18 protein-coding genes are annotated in these 15,837 nt (G+C 48.6%); 3 read left to right on the top strand and 15 right to left on the bottom strand.

What is annotated here, in order from left to right:
• Positions 1-78 precede the first annotated feature (78 nt).
• The 3 genes from H6786_00880 to H6786_00870 all read right to left on the bottom strand — a co-directional run bounded on the left by H6786_00880 (position 79) and on the right by H6786_00870 (position 6,219).
• Positions 79-4,482 (bottom strand): DUF4114 domain-containing protein, encoded by a 4,404-nt coding sequence (locus H6786_00880; GenBank protein MCB9815924.1) that lies wholly within the window; start codon positions 4,480-4,482, stop codon positions 79-81.
• A gap of 221 nt (positions 4,483-4,703) precedes the next feature.
• Positions 4,704-5,621 carry a hypothetical protein gene (locus tag H6786_00875; protein ID MCB9815923.1) on the bottom strand — a complete coding sequence of 306 codons (918 nt, stop codon included), beginning with the start codon at positions 5,619-5,621 and terminating at the stop codon, positions 4,704-4,706.
• A 13-nt stretch (positions 5,622-5,634) separates the two neighbouring features.
• A complete protein-coding gene (locus H6786_00870) occupies positions 5,635-6,219 on the bottom strand; it encodes a sigma-70 family RNA polymerase sigma factor (protein MCB9815922.1) in 585 nt (194 codons plus the stop codon).
• A gap of 25 nt (positions 6,220-6,244) precedes the next feature.
• Here H6786_00870 and H6786_00865 point away from each other — a divergent pair, with 25 nt between their 5' ends.
• Positions 6,245-6,775 carry a hypothetical protein gene (locus tag H6786_00865; GenBank protein MCB9815921.1) on the top strand — a complete coding sequence of 177 codons (531 nt, stop codon included), beginning with the start codon at positions 6,245-6,247 and terminating at the stop codon, positions 6,773-6,775.
• A gap of 82 nt (positions 6,776-6,857) precedes the next feature.
• On the top strand, positions 6,858-7,571 hold the full coding sequence (locus tag H6786_00860) for an rRNA pseudouridine synthase (GenBank protein MCB9815920.1): 714 nt from the start codon (positions 6,858-6,860) through the stop codon (positions 7,569-7,571).
• 62 nt (positions 7,572-7,633) lie between these two features.
• Here H6786_00860 and H6786_00855 read toward each other — a convergent pair whose 3' ends face one another.
• The 5 genes from H6786_00855 to H6786_00835 form a co-directional block, all read right to left on the bottom strand.
• Positions 7,634-7,801, bottom strand: a complete 168-nt coding sequence (locus tag H6786_00855; protein ID MCB9815919.1) for a hypothetical protein — start codon at positions 7,799-7,801, stop codon at positions 7,634-7,636.
• Complete coding sequence (locus H6786_00850) at positions 7,801-8,202, bottom strand: hypothetical protein (GenBank protein MCB9815918.1); 402 nt, start codon at positions 8,200-8,202, stop codon at positions 7,801-7,803. The genes H6786_00855 and H6786_00850 overlap by 1 nt, the downstream gene beginning before the upstream one ends.
• A 209-nt stretch (positions 8,203-8,411) precedes the next feature.
• Entirely contained in the window at positions 8,412-8,849 is a 438-nt protein-coding gene (locus H6786_00845; GenBank protein ID MCB9815917.1) for a hypothetical protein, read from the bottom strand.
• 160 nt (positions 8,850-9,009) lie between these two features.
• Positions 9,010-9,534 carry a hypothetical protein gene (locus tag H6786_00840; GenBank protein MCB9815916.1) on the bottom strand — a complete coding sequence of 175 codons (525 nt, stop codon included), beginning with the start codon at positions 9,532-9,534 and terminating at the stop codon, positions 9,010-9,012.
• Between the two features lie 90 nt (positions 9,535-9,624).
• On the bottom strand, positions 9,625-10,596 hold the full coding sequence (locus H6786_00835) for a DUF21 domain-containing protein (protein MCB9815915.1): 972 nt from the start codon (positions 10,594-10,596) through the stop codon (positions 9,625-9,627).
• A gap of 120 nt (positions 10,597-10,716) precedes the next feature.
• Between H6786_00835 and H6786_00830 the strand changes: the two genes are divergently transcribed.
• Positions 10,717-11,625, top strand: coding sequence for an aminotransferase class IV (locus tag H6786_00830; protein MCB9815914.1), 909 nt, complete (start codon positions 10,717-10,719; stop codon positions 11,623-11,625).
• Positions 11,626-11,629: 4 nt separating this feature from the next.
• On the opposite strand, the gene H6786_00825 is transcribed toward H6786_00830, so the two are convergent.
• The 7 genes from H6786_00825 to H6786_00795 form a co-directional block, all read right to left on the bottom strand.
• Positions 11,630-11,875, bottom strand: coding sequence for a hypothetical protein (locus H6786_00825; protein ID MCB9815913.1), 246 nt, complete (start codon positions 11,873-11,875; stop codon positions 11,630-11,632).
• 105 nt (positions 11,876-11,980) lie between these two features.
• On the bottom strand, positions 11,981-12,199 hold the full coding sequence (locus H6786_00820) for a hypothetical protein (GenBank protein MCB9815912.1): 219 nt from the start codon (positions 12,197-12,199) through the stop codon (positions 11,981-11,983).
• A gap of 1 nt (position 12,200) precedes the next feature.
• Positions 12,201-13,217, bottom strand: a complete 1,017-nt coding sequence (locus H6786_00815; GenBank protein ID MCB9815911.1) for a peptidoglycan DD-metalloendopeptidase family protein — start codon at positions 13,215-13,217, stop codon at positions 12,201-12,203.
• A 26-nt stretch (positions 13,218-13,243) separates the two neighbouring features.
• Positions 13,244-13,717, bottom strand: a complete 474-nt coding sequence (locus H6786_00810) for a leucine-rich repeat domain-containing protein (protein ID MCB9815910.1) — start codon at positions 13,715-13,717, stop codon at positions 13,244-13,246.
• A 63-nt stretch (positions 13,718-13,780) separates the two neighbouring features.
• Complete coding sequence (locus H6786_00805) at positions 13,781-14,269, bottom strand: hypothetical protein (GenBank protein MCB9815909.1); 489 nt, start codon at positions 14,267-14,269, stop codon at positions 13,781-13,783.
• 58 nt (positions 14,270-14,327) lie between these two features.
• Positions 14,328-14,534, bottom strand: coding sequence for a hypothetical protein (locus tag H6786_00800; GenBank protein ID MCB9815908.1), 207 nt, complete (start codon positions 14,532-14,534; stop codon positions 14,328-14,330).
• 47 nt (positions 14,535-14,581) lie between these two features.
• Positions 14,582-15,799: a hypothetical protein gene (locus H6786_00795; protein MCB9815907.1), complete on the bottom strand. Its 1,218-nt coding sequence runs from the start codon at positions 15,797-15,799 to the stop codon at positions 14,582-14,584.
• Positions 15,800-15,837: the final 38 nt, after the last annotated feature.

Raw genomic sequence — 15,837 nt, 5'->3', positions numbered from 1 at the left:
TAAATTATTGTTTTGTCAACACATACAAAAAGGACCCTGTGTATAGGGTCCTTTTTGTATCTTCACTTCCCTCCTAACTTAGTCGATATCTACGTTAGACTGTAGATTCTCACCATCGAAGCTTGGGTATGCTTCCCAGCCTGGACAGATGATATCGTTGATCTTCCATCGTGTGGTCTTGTACACAAAGCCAGTTGGCTGGTCATGCGGCACAATTCCCTTCACGTACCATGGATCAAGCACTTCGCTACGGAAGTACTCCTGGAAGGCCTTCACGTTTGCGTCTGTGGTTCGGTCGAACACACCAGTTACTGGCTGTTCACCGCCACCAAAGAGACTGCGGAAAGCACTGAGGAAGAGCTGTAGCTTAGTGACCTCCCATGGATCATTCTCCCAACCGATCTGCATATAGTCCTCAAGGAATGGACACTGGGTGGTTGCGCCGAGTACCTGACCTTCAGGTGCAGGACGTCGGGTTCGGGTACCAGTTTGATCACCTGGCTCTTCTTCATTATCGCCATCATCTGAGTAGTTGCAGTTCTCAGCGTCCTTGTTACCCAGTGTCGCATTTTCAACATAGTTCAATGCGTCTGGATCAGTACAGCCAAGCACATCTTCTGGCTCATCGTCTCCCACATACTCGTTGTAGAAGTCACAGTCGTATCCGTTTGGCGCGACCTGTACAAGCTGTTCGGTCACGCGAGCATAGAGGTAGTCATACTCGTAGACCTCAAATGAACAGTGCTCAAGATCAGAGTCTGTATCTACTGGATAACCGTTCTCGTCGACTTCTACCTGCACCCAGTCGGTCTGCATAGCCTCGTGCACCTCGTAGTAACCTTCCTCAACCACAAAGTAGTAGTATCCGGTCTCATCAGTAGTAGTACTCATGATGATCTCATCACCATCAGTCAAGTTAATGGTCCAACCAGCCAAACCAGTTGCGATTTCACCATCTACACCATACTTCTTACCATCAATGATGAAGGTATCTGGCTCTGGGTCTTTTGGATCTGTGTCTTCGTCACAAGTCGCAACTGAATCCTCGTCGAGGGTAATGGTAATACCATCAGCAGCAGTATCTACCCAGAAGTCAAAATCAACTGACATTGAATCTCCCGCAACTGCGAATGAATCGAAGTTGTCGTTTGAGAGTACAAGGTCGTCTTCTGGGTGATTCTCAAGCTTGAAGTCACCTGGAATCTGGGCTGCAGACGCGACAGAAGCATCATTGAACTCGATCGTCGCACGGAGTGACTCGTAGTTCACATCACCACCAGGGTTATGGAAGCCGTAGAGCGCCACCTTTACCTGTCCGTTACCCTCACGGCTCACAAAGAGTCCGTCGAGGTCTGCTGGACTTGGGTAATTGGTTACTGTCTCAGCATCATCGATCCAAGTAGCTGATGGACCAGGATTTGCCTCAGAAAGCTTGAACCACTCTCCAAATGGCACCGTTGAGCCATCACCAAGGATCACCTGTGGAAGAAGGTTACCTTCACCACCGTTCATGATCTCTTCACCGTCCTGAAGCACGATACGTGCTTCTACTTCTGCATTACATTCTGGACAATCGAATGCCTCACCAGCGTTTACAGCTACTGAAGCAGCATCGTCACCAGTAGTGAGCCAGAACTTGAAGTCTACTGAGTCAGTATCTTCGTCGACGTCAAAGACGTCTACGTAGCTACCAGTATTCTCAAGTGGCCAACCAGTGATCGGGCTTCGATCAGCTGCACCAAGGTCAATACCGAGGGTCTCGATCGAACCGAAGACGTAATCAAAGTGATTGTTTGCATTACCACCTTCTACCGCCAACACAAGGTCAGTGGCAGTACGTTCTACCGCTAGACCTGTTGCTGCGAGTGCAGTGTGATTAGCTGCAGCGTCACCAACTTCAGCAAAGTTGAACCAAGTTCCGTTAGGGATCGGGTTTGACTCAGAACCAAGGTAGATCATACCGTCGAAACTGTCAGATTCAGGAGCCTGTGGATCAAGAGTGATCTTCACGAGCTGTAGGTTGTCTGTACATTGGTTGGTACAGTACGCAGTACAGGTGTCAGTAGCTGAACCTTCGTCACACTGCTCCCAGCCTTGTACAACTCCGTCTCCACAGTATGGTCCGAATTCTACATCTGGCTCTACTGGTGCATTCCAAGCGACACAGTAGTACTCACCATCAGCTTCTACACCATCAATACGGTCGTAGTTGTCGTAGTTGAGTCCATCGAGGTGACAGTAGAATTCAGCTGTAACATCATTGATATTCTTACTTCCTTCAGAAGCAAAGGTGAATGGGATGTAGTCCTCTTCAAGCACTTCTCGCATCCAGAGCTTGTTCTGGTCATTGAGATCAGACAAGAGGATATTAGTGGTACCAGTAAATGGTGTTGACCAGTTACCGCCAGCCGCACCATAGAGTGCGTCACCTGGGTTACTGGTGCCGTATGGCGCCCACTGGAACTGCCAACCTTCTACTAGTCGACAACTGTCGTGCTCTGCTACCCAATCAGCGGCTGTGTTGCCGGTAATGGTCGGTGCACCATTTTGCACGGTATTCCAGTTTGGCAGGTCTGCTTCATCGGTACACACCACCTTGTAAGTATGGATCGCGATCATTTCTGGATCTGGTTCTGGCTCGTCACATACTACGTAGGTAGCGTCGACAGTGTCGAGATCAAATCCGTCTGCGTCATTTCCATGAAGTGATGGGTCGGTTGTATCAGTGATAAGGACATACTTGATCCATGAGAGTCCTGTCTCATCAAAATCAAGCAGTGTTACGCCGTCTCCACCCTCTGAACTGTCATTGTGAGCTTCTTCTGATAGCACATGCCACTCTGAGCCATTCTGACTCACCTCAACACGTGCCTTTTCTAGTGGATAGGTGCCATTAGTAGCTTCGTGGATCGACAAGTCATTTCCTTCTACGTTTACCACGTACTTATCGAATGAAACGATGATCCAACCACCAAAGCCGAGACTGTAGAAACCAGTGCTACCGCCTGAGGTCCAATCTGGATCACCAGTTGCATCTTCTGGGTTTGAACGATTTACAGCTACTGCTGCACCACCCTTAGTAAGACCTTGGTTTGAAGACCCAACATTGTCAGCAAACACGTATCGTTCTGGGACACATTCACCAGGACCTTCAGTACATTCAAGTACTTCAACCTTCAGTACCAAGTCGTTGTGATCATTGTCATAACCTTCATGACTTTCTGGGCGATCTTCAAAAGCTAAGAGGTATACATTCTCCTCTGGGTTGTATACCGCGAGATTATCTTGGTCTCCTGAATTCAAGTCGAATTCTGAGTACCAACTACCTGATGGGTTGCCAACGGTCATAAGGCCGAAACCAATAGTCTGACCTGGAATCTCAACTTCCACTGAGTCTCCAACGACTGCAGTCGGAACCGAAAGCAGTGAGACAAAACTTCCAGTATTGCCAGCAGCGTAATACCCGAAGGTCTGAGTATTTCCAGCCTGCTTGCCAAGCACAGTCACCTTTAGCGTTACTGTGTCAGTATCAAGAGACTCTAGAGACCAAGTCTCAGTACTCATCTGCTCGTTGTCTACATCTACTGAACCATAGCCAGCGGCTGCAAAGATCTCCTCGAGAGTATCTTCTGCTGGGTACAAGATCGGGCCACGAGTGAACGCCTCAAAATCACCATCTGGAAGGAGACAGGTGTTATCCACCTTCTCTGGTGGCTGTTGATCCTCTACACAGTTACCTGCCTGGTCAATATGATGATCGGCTGGCACCTCTGATTGTGGTCCGTCGATGTTTGGACACACGTCAATGACCACTGGCTCAACACAATCGTTGCCAAAGATAGCCTCTCCCGCAGCGTCCCAGTTGTAGCCAGGAAAATCGCCAAACGGTGGAATGATGTTGTGCTCATTGACACCAGGTCCGATAAGACCGGCATCATCACCATCATGCAATTCCTGAGCTTCAGCTGGATTTAGTGTCTGCTTGTGGAAACCTTCGTTACCTTCTGCCTTACAGAAGTAACCAGGTGCTGTAACCAACGTGACATCGTAGGTCACGATCACATCAGTCTCACCGTCTGATGAGAATGTTGCAGTGATAGTGTCAGAACCTGCTGTATCATTCTTGTAACAGAATGAAGCAGTGCTCTTGTTGCTGGCAATAGTAATGCTTGTCTTATCAAAGTCACTTGTACAAGCGCCACCATTGTTTCCAGTACTGAACACACCGCCGTTGCTTGACGCAAGCGATACATATACAGTCTGTCCATCTGCAAAGCCGTTATCGTCGGCAGTGAATGGTACTTCTTCACCAGTCACGAACACCGTTACCGGTTCTTCTTGCGGCTCAATTGTTGGGCCAACTGCCGCTTCAGCGACAAAAAAAGACGCTGGAAAAGCGCTCAATAGTAAAGACACGATCGTAACAATTGCGTACACACGCGCAGTAATTGTCCGTCGCGAAAAAATAAATGAATTATTCATAAGCCTCTACGGTTAAAAACCAATAAGAGTTAGCTGTTAACATCTCACCTTAGTAATAACTTTTATTTGGTGGCCCCACACCAATACCACGATCCCATCAATTAGTTGTCGTGCTACGTATAATAGTACTCCCGTATTTCAAATTTTGCAAGTTTTGACACAGAAATAACCTTTTGGCAAGGTTTCTTGTCTGCGCTCTGAAAAAAGAGATCATTCCTTCCTTACTGAGGCCTGACTGGCATCCGCCTGACTGCTGCCGACTCAGCACAAGGACCGATCTCTGCCAAGGTTGTCGACGCTAACGCATCACCCTCTTTATGTACAAAAATCGGTTCTGGTGGTCTCGCATGGAGTGTTACTCGTTCAATGAACTCTTCACGCTCAGTACTCATATCTTTAACCGTTACCTTTGGTTCAAGCATCCACGGCATCGCTCCACAAGCATGAAAGATCTTGACCTCTCCTTCAGTTGGCACTCCAAGTAAACGAACCGTCTGCTCTGACGCAAGAAGATCCATATCGCGAGTAGAAAGCTCACTCAAATCAACTCGCCAGCGTGCCCCGGTAGTATCCTCAAAAATGATCGTACTGGTCGGTTGGACTGTTGTGTATACCTGCCGACCGATCAGACGTCCTTCTGAAGGAACTTGCCACATGATCTGCTCAAGTTTGCTCTGAGAGGTGTACATACCCAAGTGTGATCCCAAGAGTTCATCAACCTCGTGCCCAAGACCAAACAGATGGATCGCTGAACCTCCCGCAAAACTAAAGACCATGCTACTAGCAATGATCATCCACATTGGCCAGCGATAGCCACGCTTAGTGTGGCGCAGATTGAACACAGCGACAGCGATCATCAGGCCAAATACCATAAACCAAAGGTACGGAAGCACATCTACTAAGAACGTGAAGAAATTCTCATGTGTGGCTTCGTACAGTGCATACTGGTGATGGATCATGACGAACAGTGAAATACCAACCGCTAAAGCACCGATGAGCACAGAAATACCCCAAAAGAACCACACAACACACTCTCGGCTATGGAAAAACCAGCGCGACCGCGGTGAAACCTGCTCGGACTCGATTCGTTCGAAAATACTGGTTTTGAGACACTTCTTGTCGTTTTCTTTACATTCCATATCTAACTCGCTCTTATATACGTATAGCTTCTTGATTTAAAACACTTGCCAGCTGTTTTTTGCCGCGATGTAGCAAAGTTCCAACCGAACCCACAGGAATTTGCAAAATATCAGATATCTCCTCGTACTCCTTGTGCTCGAAGAAGCGCAAAATAATGACTTCGCGGTACTTTTCATCGATCTGTGCCAACGCCTCCTTTACGCGCTCTGCATTGATCTCTTTATCAAAACTGACGTCCTGCGCATCTTCCTTTGAGCTAATGAAAGAGATGATCTCCTCACTATCAGCGATGAGATGTCCTTCTGGTCGCACATTCTTCTTGCGGTACCAGCTGATCGCTTCATTGTGTGCAATACGGTAGATCCAGGAAGAAAATTGCAAAGAGGGATCAAAACCATTGAGATTTCGATAGACCTTCAGGAAGATCTCCTGTAACACATCCATCTGATCTTCAGGATCACGAACACCAAGACGCGTAATATACCGCGTTAACTTTGCCTGATAGCGGTCAACCAATTCGCCGAAGGTCTCCTTGTCCTCCAACGTCTTTTGCACCAGTTCTTCATCGCTTGGTGGTAATGTCAGTGGTTGTTCCATACGTTTGGTGTTGTATGATAGTGGCATGAATACATGCAAATTGAAACTAGCCGGATGGCTATTCGTCTTTTCTATATTTTTGATACCACAAGCATCGGAAGCTTATTTTACTACTGATCAGACCGCCACACGGCTCACTGCTAACAATATCCTGTTTACAGTCACCTACTCCTTTGGCTTTGCAGAGCGAGACGTGCTCATGCCGATCTTTGCGACACGAGCTGAGTCAAGCGACAGCGACACACTGATGGGCTATGAGATCCAAGATGATAAGGCAACCACTGCACTTGGCACCAGTGCTGGACTTGTCTTAACCAAGCATCCTGCAGTAGCAATCGAAGACGGCAAATACTACCGAGTACCAGCAGGTGAAGCTGCCAGTTTTACTCTGGTCACGCTCATGAGCGTGACTGATGAGGAGCTGGACTCAAATCCTGACCTTTCACTACTCGTTACACATTTACCGTTTACGATGATCGACGAGGGTGTGGAGATACCTGCCAAACTAAATCCATCTGAACTGCAGTACTATCACACACCAGAGATCGATCTGTAATATACGAGACAGAAATGGCCGGCGCCCGAAGGGCGCCGGCCATTTCTGTACAAATCGCTCAATCTATGACATAGTATCGGCCATGGAATTCCCAATGCGAATCAACAAATACCTTGCACACACCGGTGTTGCATCTCGTCGTGAAGCGGACGAGCTCATTGCCAAAGGCAAGGTCAAAGTAAACGGCAAAGTCGCTGAAATGGGACAACAGGTACAGGAGACTGATTCGGTCGAAGTAACCGGTAAGACCAAACCGAAGACCTACCTCGCCTACTACAAAGGCCGTGGTGTTATTACCCATTCCCCAGCTGAGGGCGAAACTGATATCGCCGGCCGACTCGCGAAGGATTTTGGCATTACCCACGTGTCGCCAGTCGGCCGGCTCGACAAAGACTCTGAAGGTCTCATTATCCTTTCAAATGATGGTCGGATCACTGGTCCAATGCTTGATCCTGAGGCTGGTCATGAAAAAGAATACGATGTCACTGTCGACAAAAAGGTCTCTGGCATGTTTCTTCGAGCCATGCAAAACGGAGTTGATATTGAAGGCTACCGCACAAAAACAGCACACCTAGTAGCCAATGACCGCAATGACAAGCGCTTCACCATCGTACTTACCGAAGGCAAGAAGCATCAGATCCGCCGTATGTGCGCTGCACTTGGCTATCAAGTACAGTCACTCAAGCGAGTACGGATCATGAACATTGAAATGGGTAAACTAAAGCCAAATCAATATCGAAAGATCCAAGGGAGTAAGCTCGCTACCTTCCTCAGAGAACTCGATCTAGCTGCATAATCATAATATAGAAATCAAGGGCCCACTAACGTGGGCCCTTTCGGAAGCTTCAGCGCTGTTGATCAACCGCCGTCGCACTGACCGTCATACTGATCGGTCAAAGCCGTCTCGGCTTGGCGAAGTGCATCCATGTATGGATCCACGGTTCGCTCAATTGTCGACTTGTCATCTGGCTGACTTTCGATCGACGAGAATCCCCTCTCTTCAGAAGACGCTGCTGGAGTGCTCATTACTGTGCCTCCACCAGTTTGCCAACTCGCAACGCCGTTCTCCAGTGCTCTTCTGCACCACAGAGTTCAGCCAATGAAAAAGTCGCGACAACGGCCCCCTTGATCTTTACCTGGAAAGCCGGTTGAGGCTCATCGCCTTTCTCGAACCGGTGAACGCAGCAGACTGCCAACACCTGACGAGGTACACCGTGCGATTCCATAACCTCCCAAGGGAGTTCAGAGATCACTACCGACACACCATCCGGGAACATGACGGGATTACCGTGGTGACAGTTGTGGTTACCAACCAAAGCTGGACCTTGAGAAGTATTCATTACATGAAGGATCTCCCCTCCTACCGCGTTCAAGTGAGCTGCGTCACCCTCCTGATCGGTTTCACCGACTGCGCAAACAGATGCCACATTGCTTTGCATCTACGTTTCTCCTCTTGTCTATTTTACATGCCGCAAATTGCGACTCCGCAGAGTCAAATTTCTTCGTACACGCGACTCCTTTTTGACTATAACTCTCTAGCGGATTAAGTGTCAATTCGACAATGTGCTTAACTATGGCCAAATAAAAAACCCGCGCCTAGCAGCGCGGATTCGTTGATCACACTAGCGGTGGATACTCAGTTAGCAAAGGCCGTCAGAACCTCGATTGATGTCGCTGCTTCCACAGCGACTGAAGCGAGCTCCAACACCTTTATCCGAACGCCAGGCACAGCCAGGTCTGACGCGTGGACACAGCGCACTGGTTGCACCGGCGATCCCGTCTCAAATGCGAAGCTTGACTCGCGACGAGAACCAACACCACCGATCCCAGCAGAGAAGACTGCCTCACCAGAATCCTGCCGCAACCGATTAGCCTTGACAACCGCCAGCGGGATACATTCGATCCACACTCGATCGTTGTCATGCAAGTGCACTTGCGGACCAAGCTCGCCGCGGTCGCATCCTTTACAAGACGCATGAAGCGCCGTGCTGCCATTTGGGAGCCTCACTACCTTGAGCCAGTCACCAACAACGGCATCTACCTGATCTTGCACACACACATTCGCTTCAGTCATGTCACTACTCTCCCCAGTTTTGATCAAATTACAAAAGAACACCTTTACAGGTGATGCAATATAGCCTGCACCTTTCACTCAGTCAAATGATCCTATACACAAAAAACCCGCGCTATTGCGCGGGTGGGATTGTACACACATCGATACTGAAGCCGGACGTTCAGGCTGCAGCAGCAGTGCGGATTGTCACATCAGACACCGGTGTGATGACCAACTCCTCTTGCTGACGAGCCTCATCAACACCTGTTCCAAGTACTCTGATGAGTGCTTCCGTTTCGCTAGAAAGAAGCAGAATTTCATCGATGACTTCAGCATCACTGGACTGCCGATCAACCACCGAGAGGACCACCGCGGTCGCACCGCCAGCAGCGAAAAGCGAGAGGGCAACAGATGGCCGTTTCGGATGCTTCACAAATACCACCTGATCCTGGATCACCTGAGAATCACTGCCGGGCGTCTGCCAGAAGACAGCTTCCTCGATCGGTGCAAGACCGTACTGTTGCTGCAGAAGAGGCGGAATCGTGACCGACAGACGGTCTCCTGTCTTCGTGCACACCACACACTCATTCACCGGAACACCCGGCTCATGGAACGCTCCATGACGAGTCTTGGTAATGCCGATCGAAAGCAGCTCGCCTTCTTCAGCAAACCGCCAACGCTCAGCGAAGATCGATGCTTTACACATCAGTCTATACCTCCATATTGGTTTTACTATCTGACGGCAATGGCCGCCCCAGGTTCGACTATACCGTCTCCACGAGGAGTGTCAATCACTCTATACCTCTTCAATATCATCATCCTCATCGACGATCTCCTGCTGAATGATCTCTTCGATAATATCTTCGAGCGAGATAACACCGGCGTACTGCTTGCTTCGATTACGTACAATAGCCAGATGCTGTCGTGATTTGAGCATCTTTCCAAGAACGGCGTCAAGGAGATCGTCCGTGCGAACAGTTATGAATTTGCGATCGAATGCCTCCTCCGTTTCTTTGATTGAAATATGGTCATCTTCGACGATCAAGTCTTTAACATACAGAATGCCAACTACATTAGCCTTCTCGCCGCTATAGATCGGCAAGCGAGAGAAGCCATGCTCGTTGACCTCTTCGAAGAATGCGTCAGTGAGGCGCTGATTTTCATCAAATGAAACCACTCGTTCAGCAGGAGTCATTACTTCACGCACTGACATGTGGGAAAACCGTAGCGCACCATGCATAATGCGTTCTTCATCTTCATCGATCGAACTTAGTTCAGAATCTTCATGCTCAGAGATGATATCCATGAGCTCCTTGTGTGAATAGGTAGTTGGCAATTCAGCACCCAGAAAGTAATCGAGAGTCTTTGCAATTGGATACGAGATCGGAAAAAAGAGCACGATCACCACACGAGTGAACCAGATCGTCTTAGCGCCAAACCAGAGTGCGTAGCGAGAGATCACTGCCTGCGGAATGATCTCACCAAAGATCACGATGAGCGCGGTTGCGATAATGCCAGCAACAATACCCGACGCAATACTACCGAGATAAATAGACAACGTCGTATTAACCGCCACGTTGCCAAGCAACAATGTCGTGAGTAGTAAGTTACCCTTTTCTCGTACTGGGTAAATGATAGCTGCACTTCGATCTCCATGCTTCGCACGGCGTCGCAATGACTGTAGATCGAGAGAGAGTAGCCCTAGTGTTAAGCCCGAGAAGAGCCCTGATAAAACCACTAGGACTAGGGATATTAAGTAGTCCTCCATTTAAATCTTTATGTCTGTAATTACTTTATTAGAGCACAACTCATTTCAATTAGCAATAGATACTCCACACAGACCGGCTGCAACCTTTTCAATGTCACTACGGTATACTTAAGTATCACTATGGCAAATCTCGCACCAAACGCACTGATTAATGGTAAGATCGTGCCTTTAGCTGAAGCACACCTTTCTGTTGCAAGCTCTGCTGTGCTCTACGGACTCAGCGTCTACTCAGTCTTTTTTGCCAAGCACACAAGCGAAGGAATGCTTTGTTTTCGCATTCCGGAGCACCTCATTCGACTTAAGCAATCAGCACGGATGATCGGTTTAAACGGAGCTGAAGAGTATGTGGTCGAGGATCAATTTAAAGCACAAATCCAAGCATTGATCGAAGCAAACAAACCAACCAAAGATCAGTTCTTTAGACTCACTGTACATGCAACTTCCCTTGCGCCTGGTGTACGCACCAAAGACCTTGAACTCGCCTTTAGTGTGTTCATGATGGACGCTGACAAGATCCTTCCTGAAAGTGGCGCTAGACTGAAGACCAGTCTCTGGCGACGCACCACTGACAGTGCGATCCCCGCGCGTGCCAAAGTGAATGGAGCTTATGTAAATTCTGCCCTCGCTAAACAAGACGCCCTTGACGCAGGCATGGACGATTGTCTGTTTCTCAACAACAATGGCTATGTAAGCGAGCTCTCTGCAGCCAATGTCTTTATGGTAAAGCGCGGCCAGCTGATCACACCCGACTGTGCGTCAGACATCCTAGAAGGCATCACACGTCGGAGTGTGATCGAGCTGGCCGCGCGACTCGACATCCCAGTCATCGAGCGCAAGGTCGCACTGACCGAGCTCTACACTGCAGACGAAGTCTTTGCGAGTGGTACTTCGGCTTTCATTGCACCAATTCTTGAGATAGACGGACGTGAGATCAATGACCATACCCCCGGCACGATCACAGAAAAAATCCGCACTGCACTTGCTGCAGAGCAAGCAGACCCAAATAGTGCCTGGGTGACCACTCTCTAGCTATTTAGTGATAGGTGTTTACTGGGCCAACGAAGAGCCTTTTCTCCCTCTTCCAGTGTGGCGCAAAGCGGATCATCCAAGCAGAAAACTTGGCACGCCACCGGCTCATACCGTTTTGTCGCATACGCACGTACCAGAGTTTCTGAAAGGCATGGAGATCATCTCCTTTGTATGTTAGTTCCCCATTTTTGTAGCAGTAGCTGCAGTAGTATTCGTGCTCGCGTACCCCAGGATCTTGCGAGAACGGCATCAAACACATATCACAGTATTTCTGTGGTATGTATGTCATCTTTTGCAGTATACACCCGATTCTAGTGTGCACGTCTTTGCGACACTGGAAGTGTCCGTTGTCTACCTACCGTTCCATCGCGTCAGCCGCACCGCGAGCCGCATCGAGTGCATCGCCGTAGGTTGGCACCGGTGAACTTTCCGGATCTGGCGGGATGACATAGAACGAGCTTGAGCGATCCTCTGCAGATGGCGCAGTAGCTGGTACCTGCACCAGCCCTGTACTCATCCACCAACCAATGATGGCTATTACGATAATGAGCGAAAGTAGTCCGAAGAGTTGCATGTTAGTTGAAATTTAAATTTGGATACTGGTACTTCATCATACCAGTTCTGGTCTGTGCATCGTATACACCTTTGTTATCAATAATGAGCTTATCTTTCTGAAACTCTGCCAGCGCAGCAGTTGTGACCAGCCCAAAGTACCCGGTTGGTCCCGCTGCTCGCAGCTTGTCTCGCGCCGGCCCGTTACCGGTGTAAATAAGATACAACTGCAACAGCTGCACAGCCGGCCCCTGATCGCCACTACGAAGCTCCATTTGAAGCGCCATCGGGAGTGCTGCAATAAGCTCAGTAAAGCGTTGCAACTGTTGCGACTGCGTACTCGCACCAGCATCTTCAAGCACCTCATCGATCACATTCGGCATGGAGTAACCTTTTTGATACGCTGTCATGAAGTCACTATTGAATGTCTCTACCAAAAACTCAGCATACTCCTCGTCTTGTTTCATTCCACTAAAGATGTCACGCAAGAATGACATTTTTTCCTTAAGTGTGAATCCTGCTGGATCAAAACGTTCAAATGGATCAGTTGGATCATTGTCTTCATTAAGGATCTCAAGATGGAGATGATAGACACCCTCGGGAGCATTGCCTGTATCACCGACAGTACCAATGAAGTCCCCCACATCAAGGAGGTCGCCAGAATCAAGATCAGAAGCGATCGTATCAAGATGCATGTAACGGAAGGTCTCACCGCCAGGATTGGCAGTGTATACATACTTCCCCGAGTACACACCATCACCGGTCTTGATCACGATCGCCTCGGTCGGGGAAACGATCGGCGTTCCTTTTGGTGCGCGAATATCTTGCCCTTCATGAGAGCGTTCTCCACCGTCTCTGGGGTCACCAAAGTCTGGTACAACTGTTGAGAGATCGACACCAAACAAGATCGGGAGAGGAAATTGATCGACGATCTCATCATCGAGATTGTTACGATCAATTCTACCGAACCCATCGTAGGCGGAAGTAGTTACGGGCACGACCAAAAACGCGAGCAGCATCAGAAAAGTGTTTCGTTTCATATAAAATCAGTATACCGTAATTCCAATCACTGATCTGTCAGTATTTCAACTTCACTTGGCAGAGCAGCCTGAATCACATTTAAATCATATGTGGAATACTGCGTTCCACGAAGATCAAGTGTCTTCAAGTTTTGCAGATTCCCCAGCTCGTGCGGCAGTCCAGTCAGTGGATTATCGGACAAATTGAGCACTTCAAGTTTCGACAATTGACCAACTTCAGCGGGTAAACCAGTGAAGTTGTTGTGTGCAAGATCAAGTTCGCGTAGCTCAGTAAGCTGGCGAATTTCCGCCTTTAGCGATCCGTTAAGACCTCTGCCTGAGAGATCTACCCTCCGGGAGTCAACCGGCACACTAACTTCATCATGGATAAATATTGCATAGCTCGACAGCGGGACTTCAGGTTCAGCCGGATTCTCGGCCGGCGCCTTCGGCGCCGGCCAACTATACAACAATATGCCACCCAGAGTGAGCAAGACAAAAACAATGAGAGCATTTTTCATACCCTTCTACTATACACCCAAAACAAAAAGGCCGCGTGAGCACGGCCTTTCGAAGAAAGGCACTCACGCGGCCGCATCAGGCAACTTCTGGCCAGTTGCTATCCACCAAAAGTACGGGAAGCTTTTTCGAATGCTGGCAGCCAGATCATCGTGCATAGGACCTTGGAGCCACATAACACACTCGATCGACGGCATAACACCAACTTTTTGTACTTCACCGATCCGTTCAGCTACATAGTAGACGTCATGGAGACGAAAGACGTCGTCTTTGTCCCCCGCCCGCAACCACTTAACTTGCAGCTCACGATAGTGCTCCTGCATTCTTACTGCTTCACGCTCCGTCACTGACTGCTTACGAACCGGGAATTGCCACATCTTCGTAAACACTCGGCGACCATTAGCTTCCGGTATATACACGATCAAGCTGATGTATGCTTCATAACTGAATTTGTTACGACTGAGATGCAGCATGATACGGTTACGCACCACGAAACGAACAAATGCCTCACCAAATCTAAGCAGCATCTCTTGCATCAAGTCACGTATGCGCATGACAAGCTCTCCCAATGAACACTTTTCTCTACCCTACGACGTCAGGGGTTTTTGTCAACTAAAACTGCATTAACGCTGTAGCTTCACTGATCGTGCTAAGTAAGGCAGGAATAGCAAACACAAGACCCACCAGTGGCAAAACGATCACCGCGATCGTCACCCAAGCAGTGATTAGCATGTACTTGCGGATCTTCTCGACTGACGTATACACCGCATTAACCTTCATTTCGAGCTCGTCGAGTTGTTCTTGTACTTTTGGATCCATATGAAAATAGTGTAGCACAAGGGCCGGCGCCTTCGGCGCCGGCCACCTTACAGCTCCTCACCCTCAATATCCACCAACGTTTGTAAGTACGCACTCACACAATGCTGCGTAAAGTCGATACGCTGAGTCAACACCTCTTCACCCGTTAAGAAACCACCGTACGCTTGAGCAGGATCTGTGACTGTTTGTAGTTGCAACACACCATCTATAGTGTTCACGCGATATGGTGTCGTACGACCAACCTGCAAAGCCGTCGTGCGAGACAGCCAATACTGGATCTCATCGTACAGTTGCGTAAGCAGTTCATCGTCAGCGGTTCCTTCAAGTACGCTATACGCACTCACCAAACCTTCTAGTGGCGCGCAATAGTTATGAGTAAGATGATGGCGAGTGGCCGCGCTCACCAATCGCTCATTAGTAAAATCCTTTGCGTATGTTACATACGCTTCATTTGGCCACAGCACTTTCATTTCCTTGAGCGCGGCCATGATCCATAAATAAAGCGGCGACTCGTGCTCCTGCTTGCGTAAATGCTCAAACGTCTCTTGGAGCATATCTTTCACCTCGTTATCCGGTCGGTACTGATAATACTTCACTAGAGCCAACATAGCTTCACCGTTGTAGAATGGCGACTCCTTTGCACTAAAACTATCTTCAGCGTCGTAATTTGCACTAAAACCCTTCCCAACAAACTTCGCTACTCGGAGGTAGTTAAAATAATTTTCAATCAGCGACTCATACACCTTCTCTTTCTCTGGCACCGCTGTCACATAGTTCACAAGGCCGATCAAAGCCAGACTTGCGCTACCAAGTTCACACTTCGTACTACGCTCTGAATTCTTGATGCACCAAAAAGAGCCTTCTTCTAGACTGATGCTTTCAAAATAATCGATCGCTTGTTCAATTGCAGTGGCGATCCTTGGATCTTTTTCAGTCTGCTGCAGATATACTTCAGACAACATAAAAAGTGTACCCGCCTGCCGCACCATCCCTTCTCCTCGCAGATACACACCATCATATGGTGCGTACTCATATCCAAAGTGCCCATTCTCCTCCTGCGAAGCCACTGTCCACGCCGTGCCGGCTGCGATGATGTCTCGCTTTTCAGCGGTATCAAGTGGCGGATGCACTCCAAGTAAGCGTTCCACATACTCAGAGATGGCAGTGAGTTGCCACACGTACTCCTCATTCACTGCCGCCGCTTGCGCCTGTGGCACGCTCATTAGCAAGACGAGTGCAGCCAAAAAACCAGAAGCAATTTTCATACTGAATCAGTGTATCAAAAAAGGCCGCCCAAAGGGCG

Source organism: Candidatus Nomurabacteria bacterium, assembly GCA_020632075.1.
Classification (GTDB): domain Bacteria; phylum Patescibacteriota; class Minisyncoccia; order Phycocordibacterales; family UBA918; genus OLB19.
This window is presented reverse-complemented; position numbering and strand designations above follow the sequence as displayed.

Coding starts and splice junctions, on each gene's coding strand:
- H6786_00880 (MCB9815924.1), bottom strand. CDS start 4,482: ATGAATAATTCATTTATTTTTTCGCGACGGACAATTACTGCGCGTGTG.
- H6786_00875 (MCB9815923.1), bottom strand. CDS start 5,621: ATGGAATGTAAAGAAAACGACAAGAAGTGTCTCAAAACCAGTATTTTC.
- H6786_00870 (MCB9815922.1), bottom strand. CDS start 6,219: ATGGAACAACCACTGACATTACCACCAAGCGATGAAGAACTGGTGCAA.
- H6786_00865 (MCB9815921.1), top strand. CDS start 6,245: ATGAATACATGCAAATTGAAACTAGCCGGATGGCTATTCGTCTTTTCT.
- H6786_00860 (MCB9815920.1), top strand. CDS start 6,858: ATGGAATTCCCAATGCGAATCAACAAATACCTTGCACACACCGGTGTT.
- H6786_00855 (MCB9815919.1), bottom strand. CDS start 7,801: ATGAGCACTCCAGCAGCGTCTTCTGAAGAGAGGGGATTCTCGTCGATC.
- H6786_00845 (MCB9815917.1), bottom strand. CDS start 8,849: ATGACTGAAGCGAATGTGTGTGTGCAAGATCAGGTAGATGCCGTTGTT.
- H6786_00840 (MCB9815916.1), bottom strand. CDS start 9,534: ATGTGTAAAGCATCGATCTTCGCTGAGCGTTGGCGGTTTGCTGAAGAA.
- H6786_00835 (MCB9815915.1), bottom strand. CDS start 10,596: ATGGAGGACTACTTAATATCCCTAGTCCTAGTGGTTTTATCAGGGCTC.
- H6786_00830 (MCB9815914.1), top strand. CDS start 10,717: ATGGCAAATCTCGCACCAAACGCACTGATTAATGGTAAGATCGTGCCT.
- H6786_00825 (MCB9815913.1), bottom strand. CDS start 11,875: ATGCCGTTCTCGCAAGATCCTGGGGTACGCGAGCACGAATACTACTGC.
- H6786_00820 (MCB9815912.1), bottom strand. CDS start 12,199: ATGCAACTCTTCGGACTACTTTCGCTCATTATCGTAATAGCCATCATT.
- H6786_00815 (MCB9815911.1), bottom strand. CDS start 13,217: ATGAAACGAAACACTTTTCTGATGCTGCTCGCGTTTTTGGTCGTGCCC.
- H6786_00810 (MCB9815910.1), bottom strand. CDS start 13,717: ATGAAAAATGCTCTCATTGTTTTTGTCTTGCTCACTCTGGGTGGCATA.
- H6786_00805 (MCB9815909.1), bottom strand. CDS start 14,269: ATGCGCATACGTGACTTGATGCAAGAGATGCTGCTTAGATTTGGTGAG.
- H6786_00800 (MCB9815908.1), bottom strand. CDS start 14,534: ATGGATCCAAAAGTACAAGAACAACTCGACGAGCTCGAAATGAAGGTT.
- H6786_00795 (MCB9815907.1), bottom strand. CDS start 15,799: ATGAAAATTGCTTCTGGTTTTTTGGCTGCACTCGTCTTGCTAATGAGC.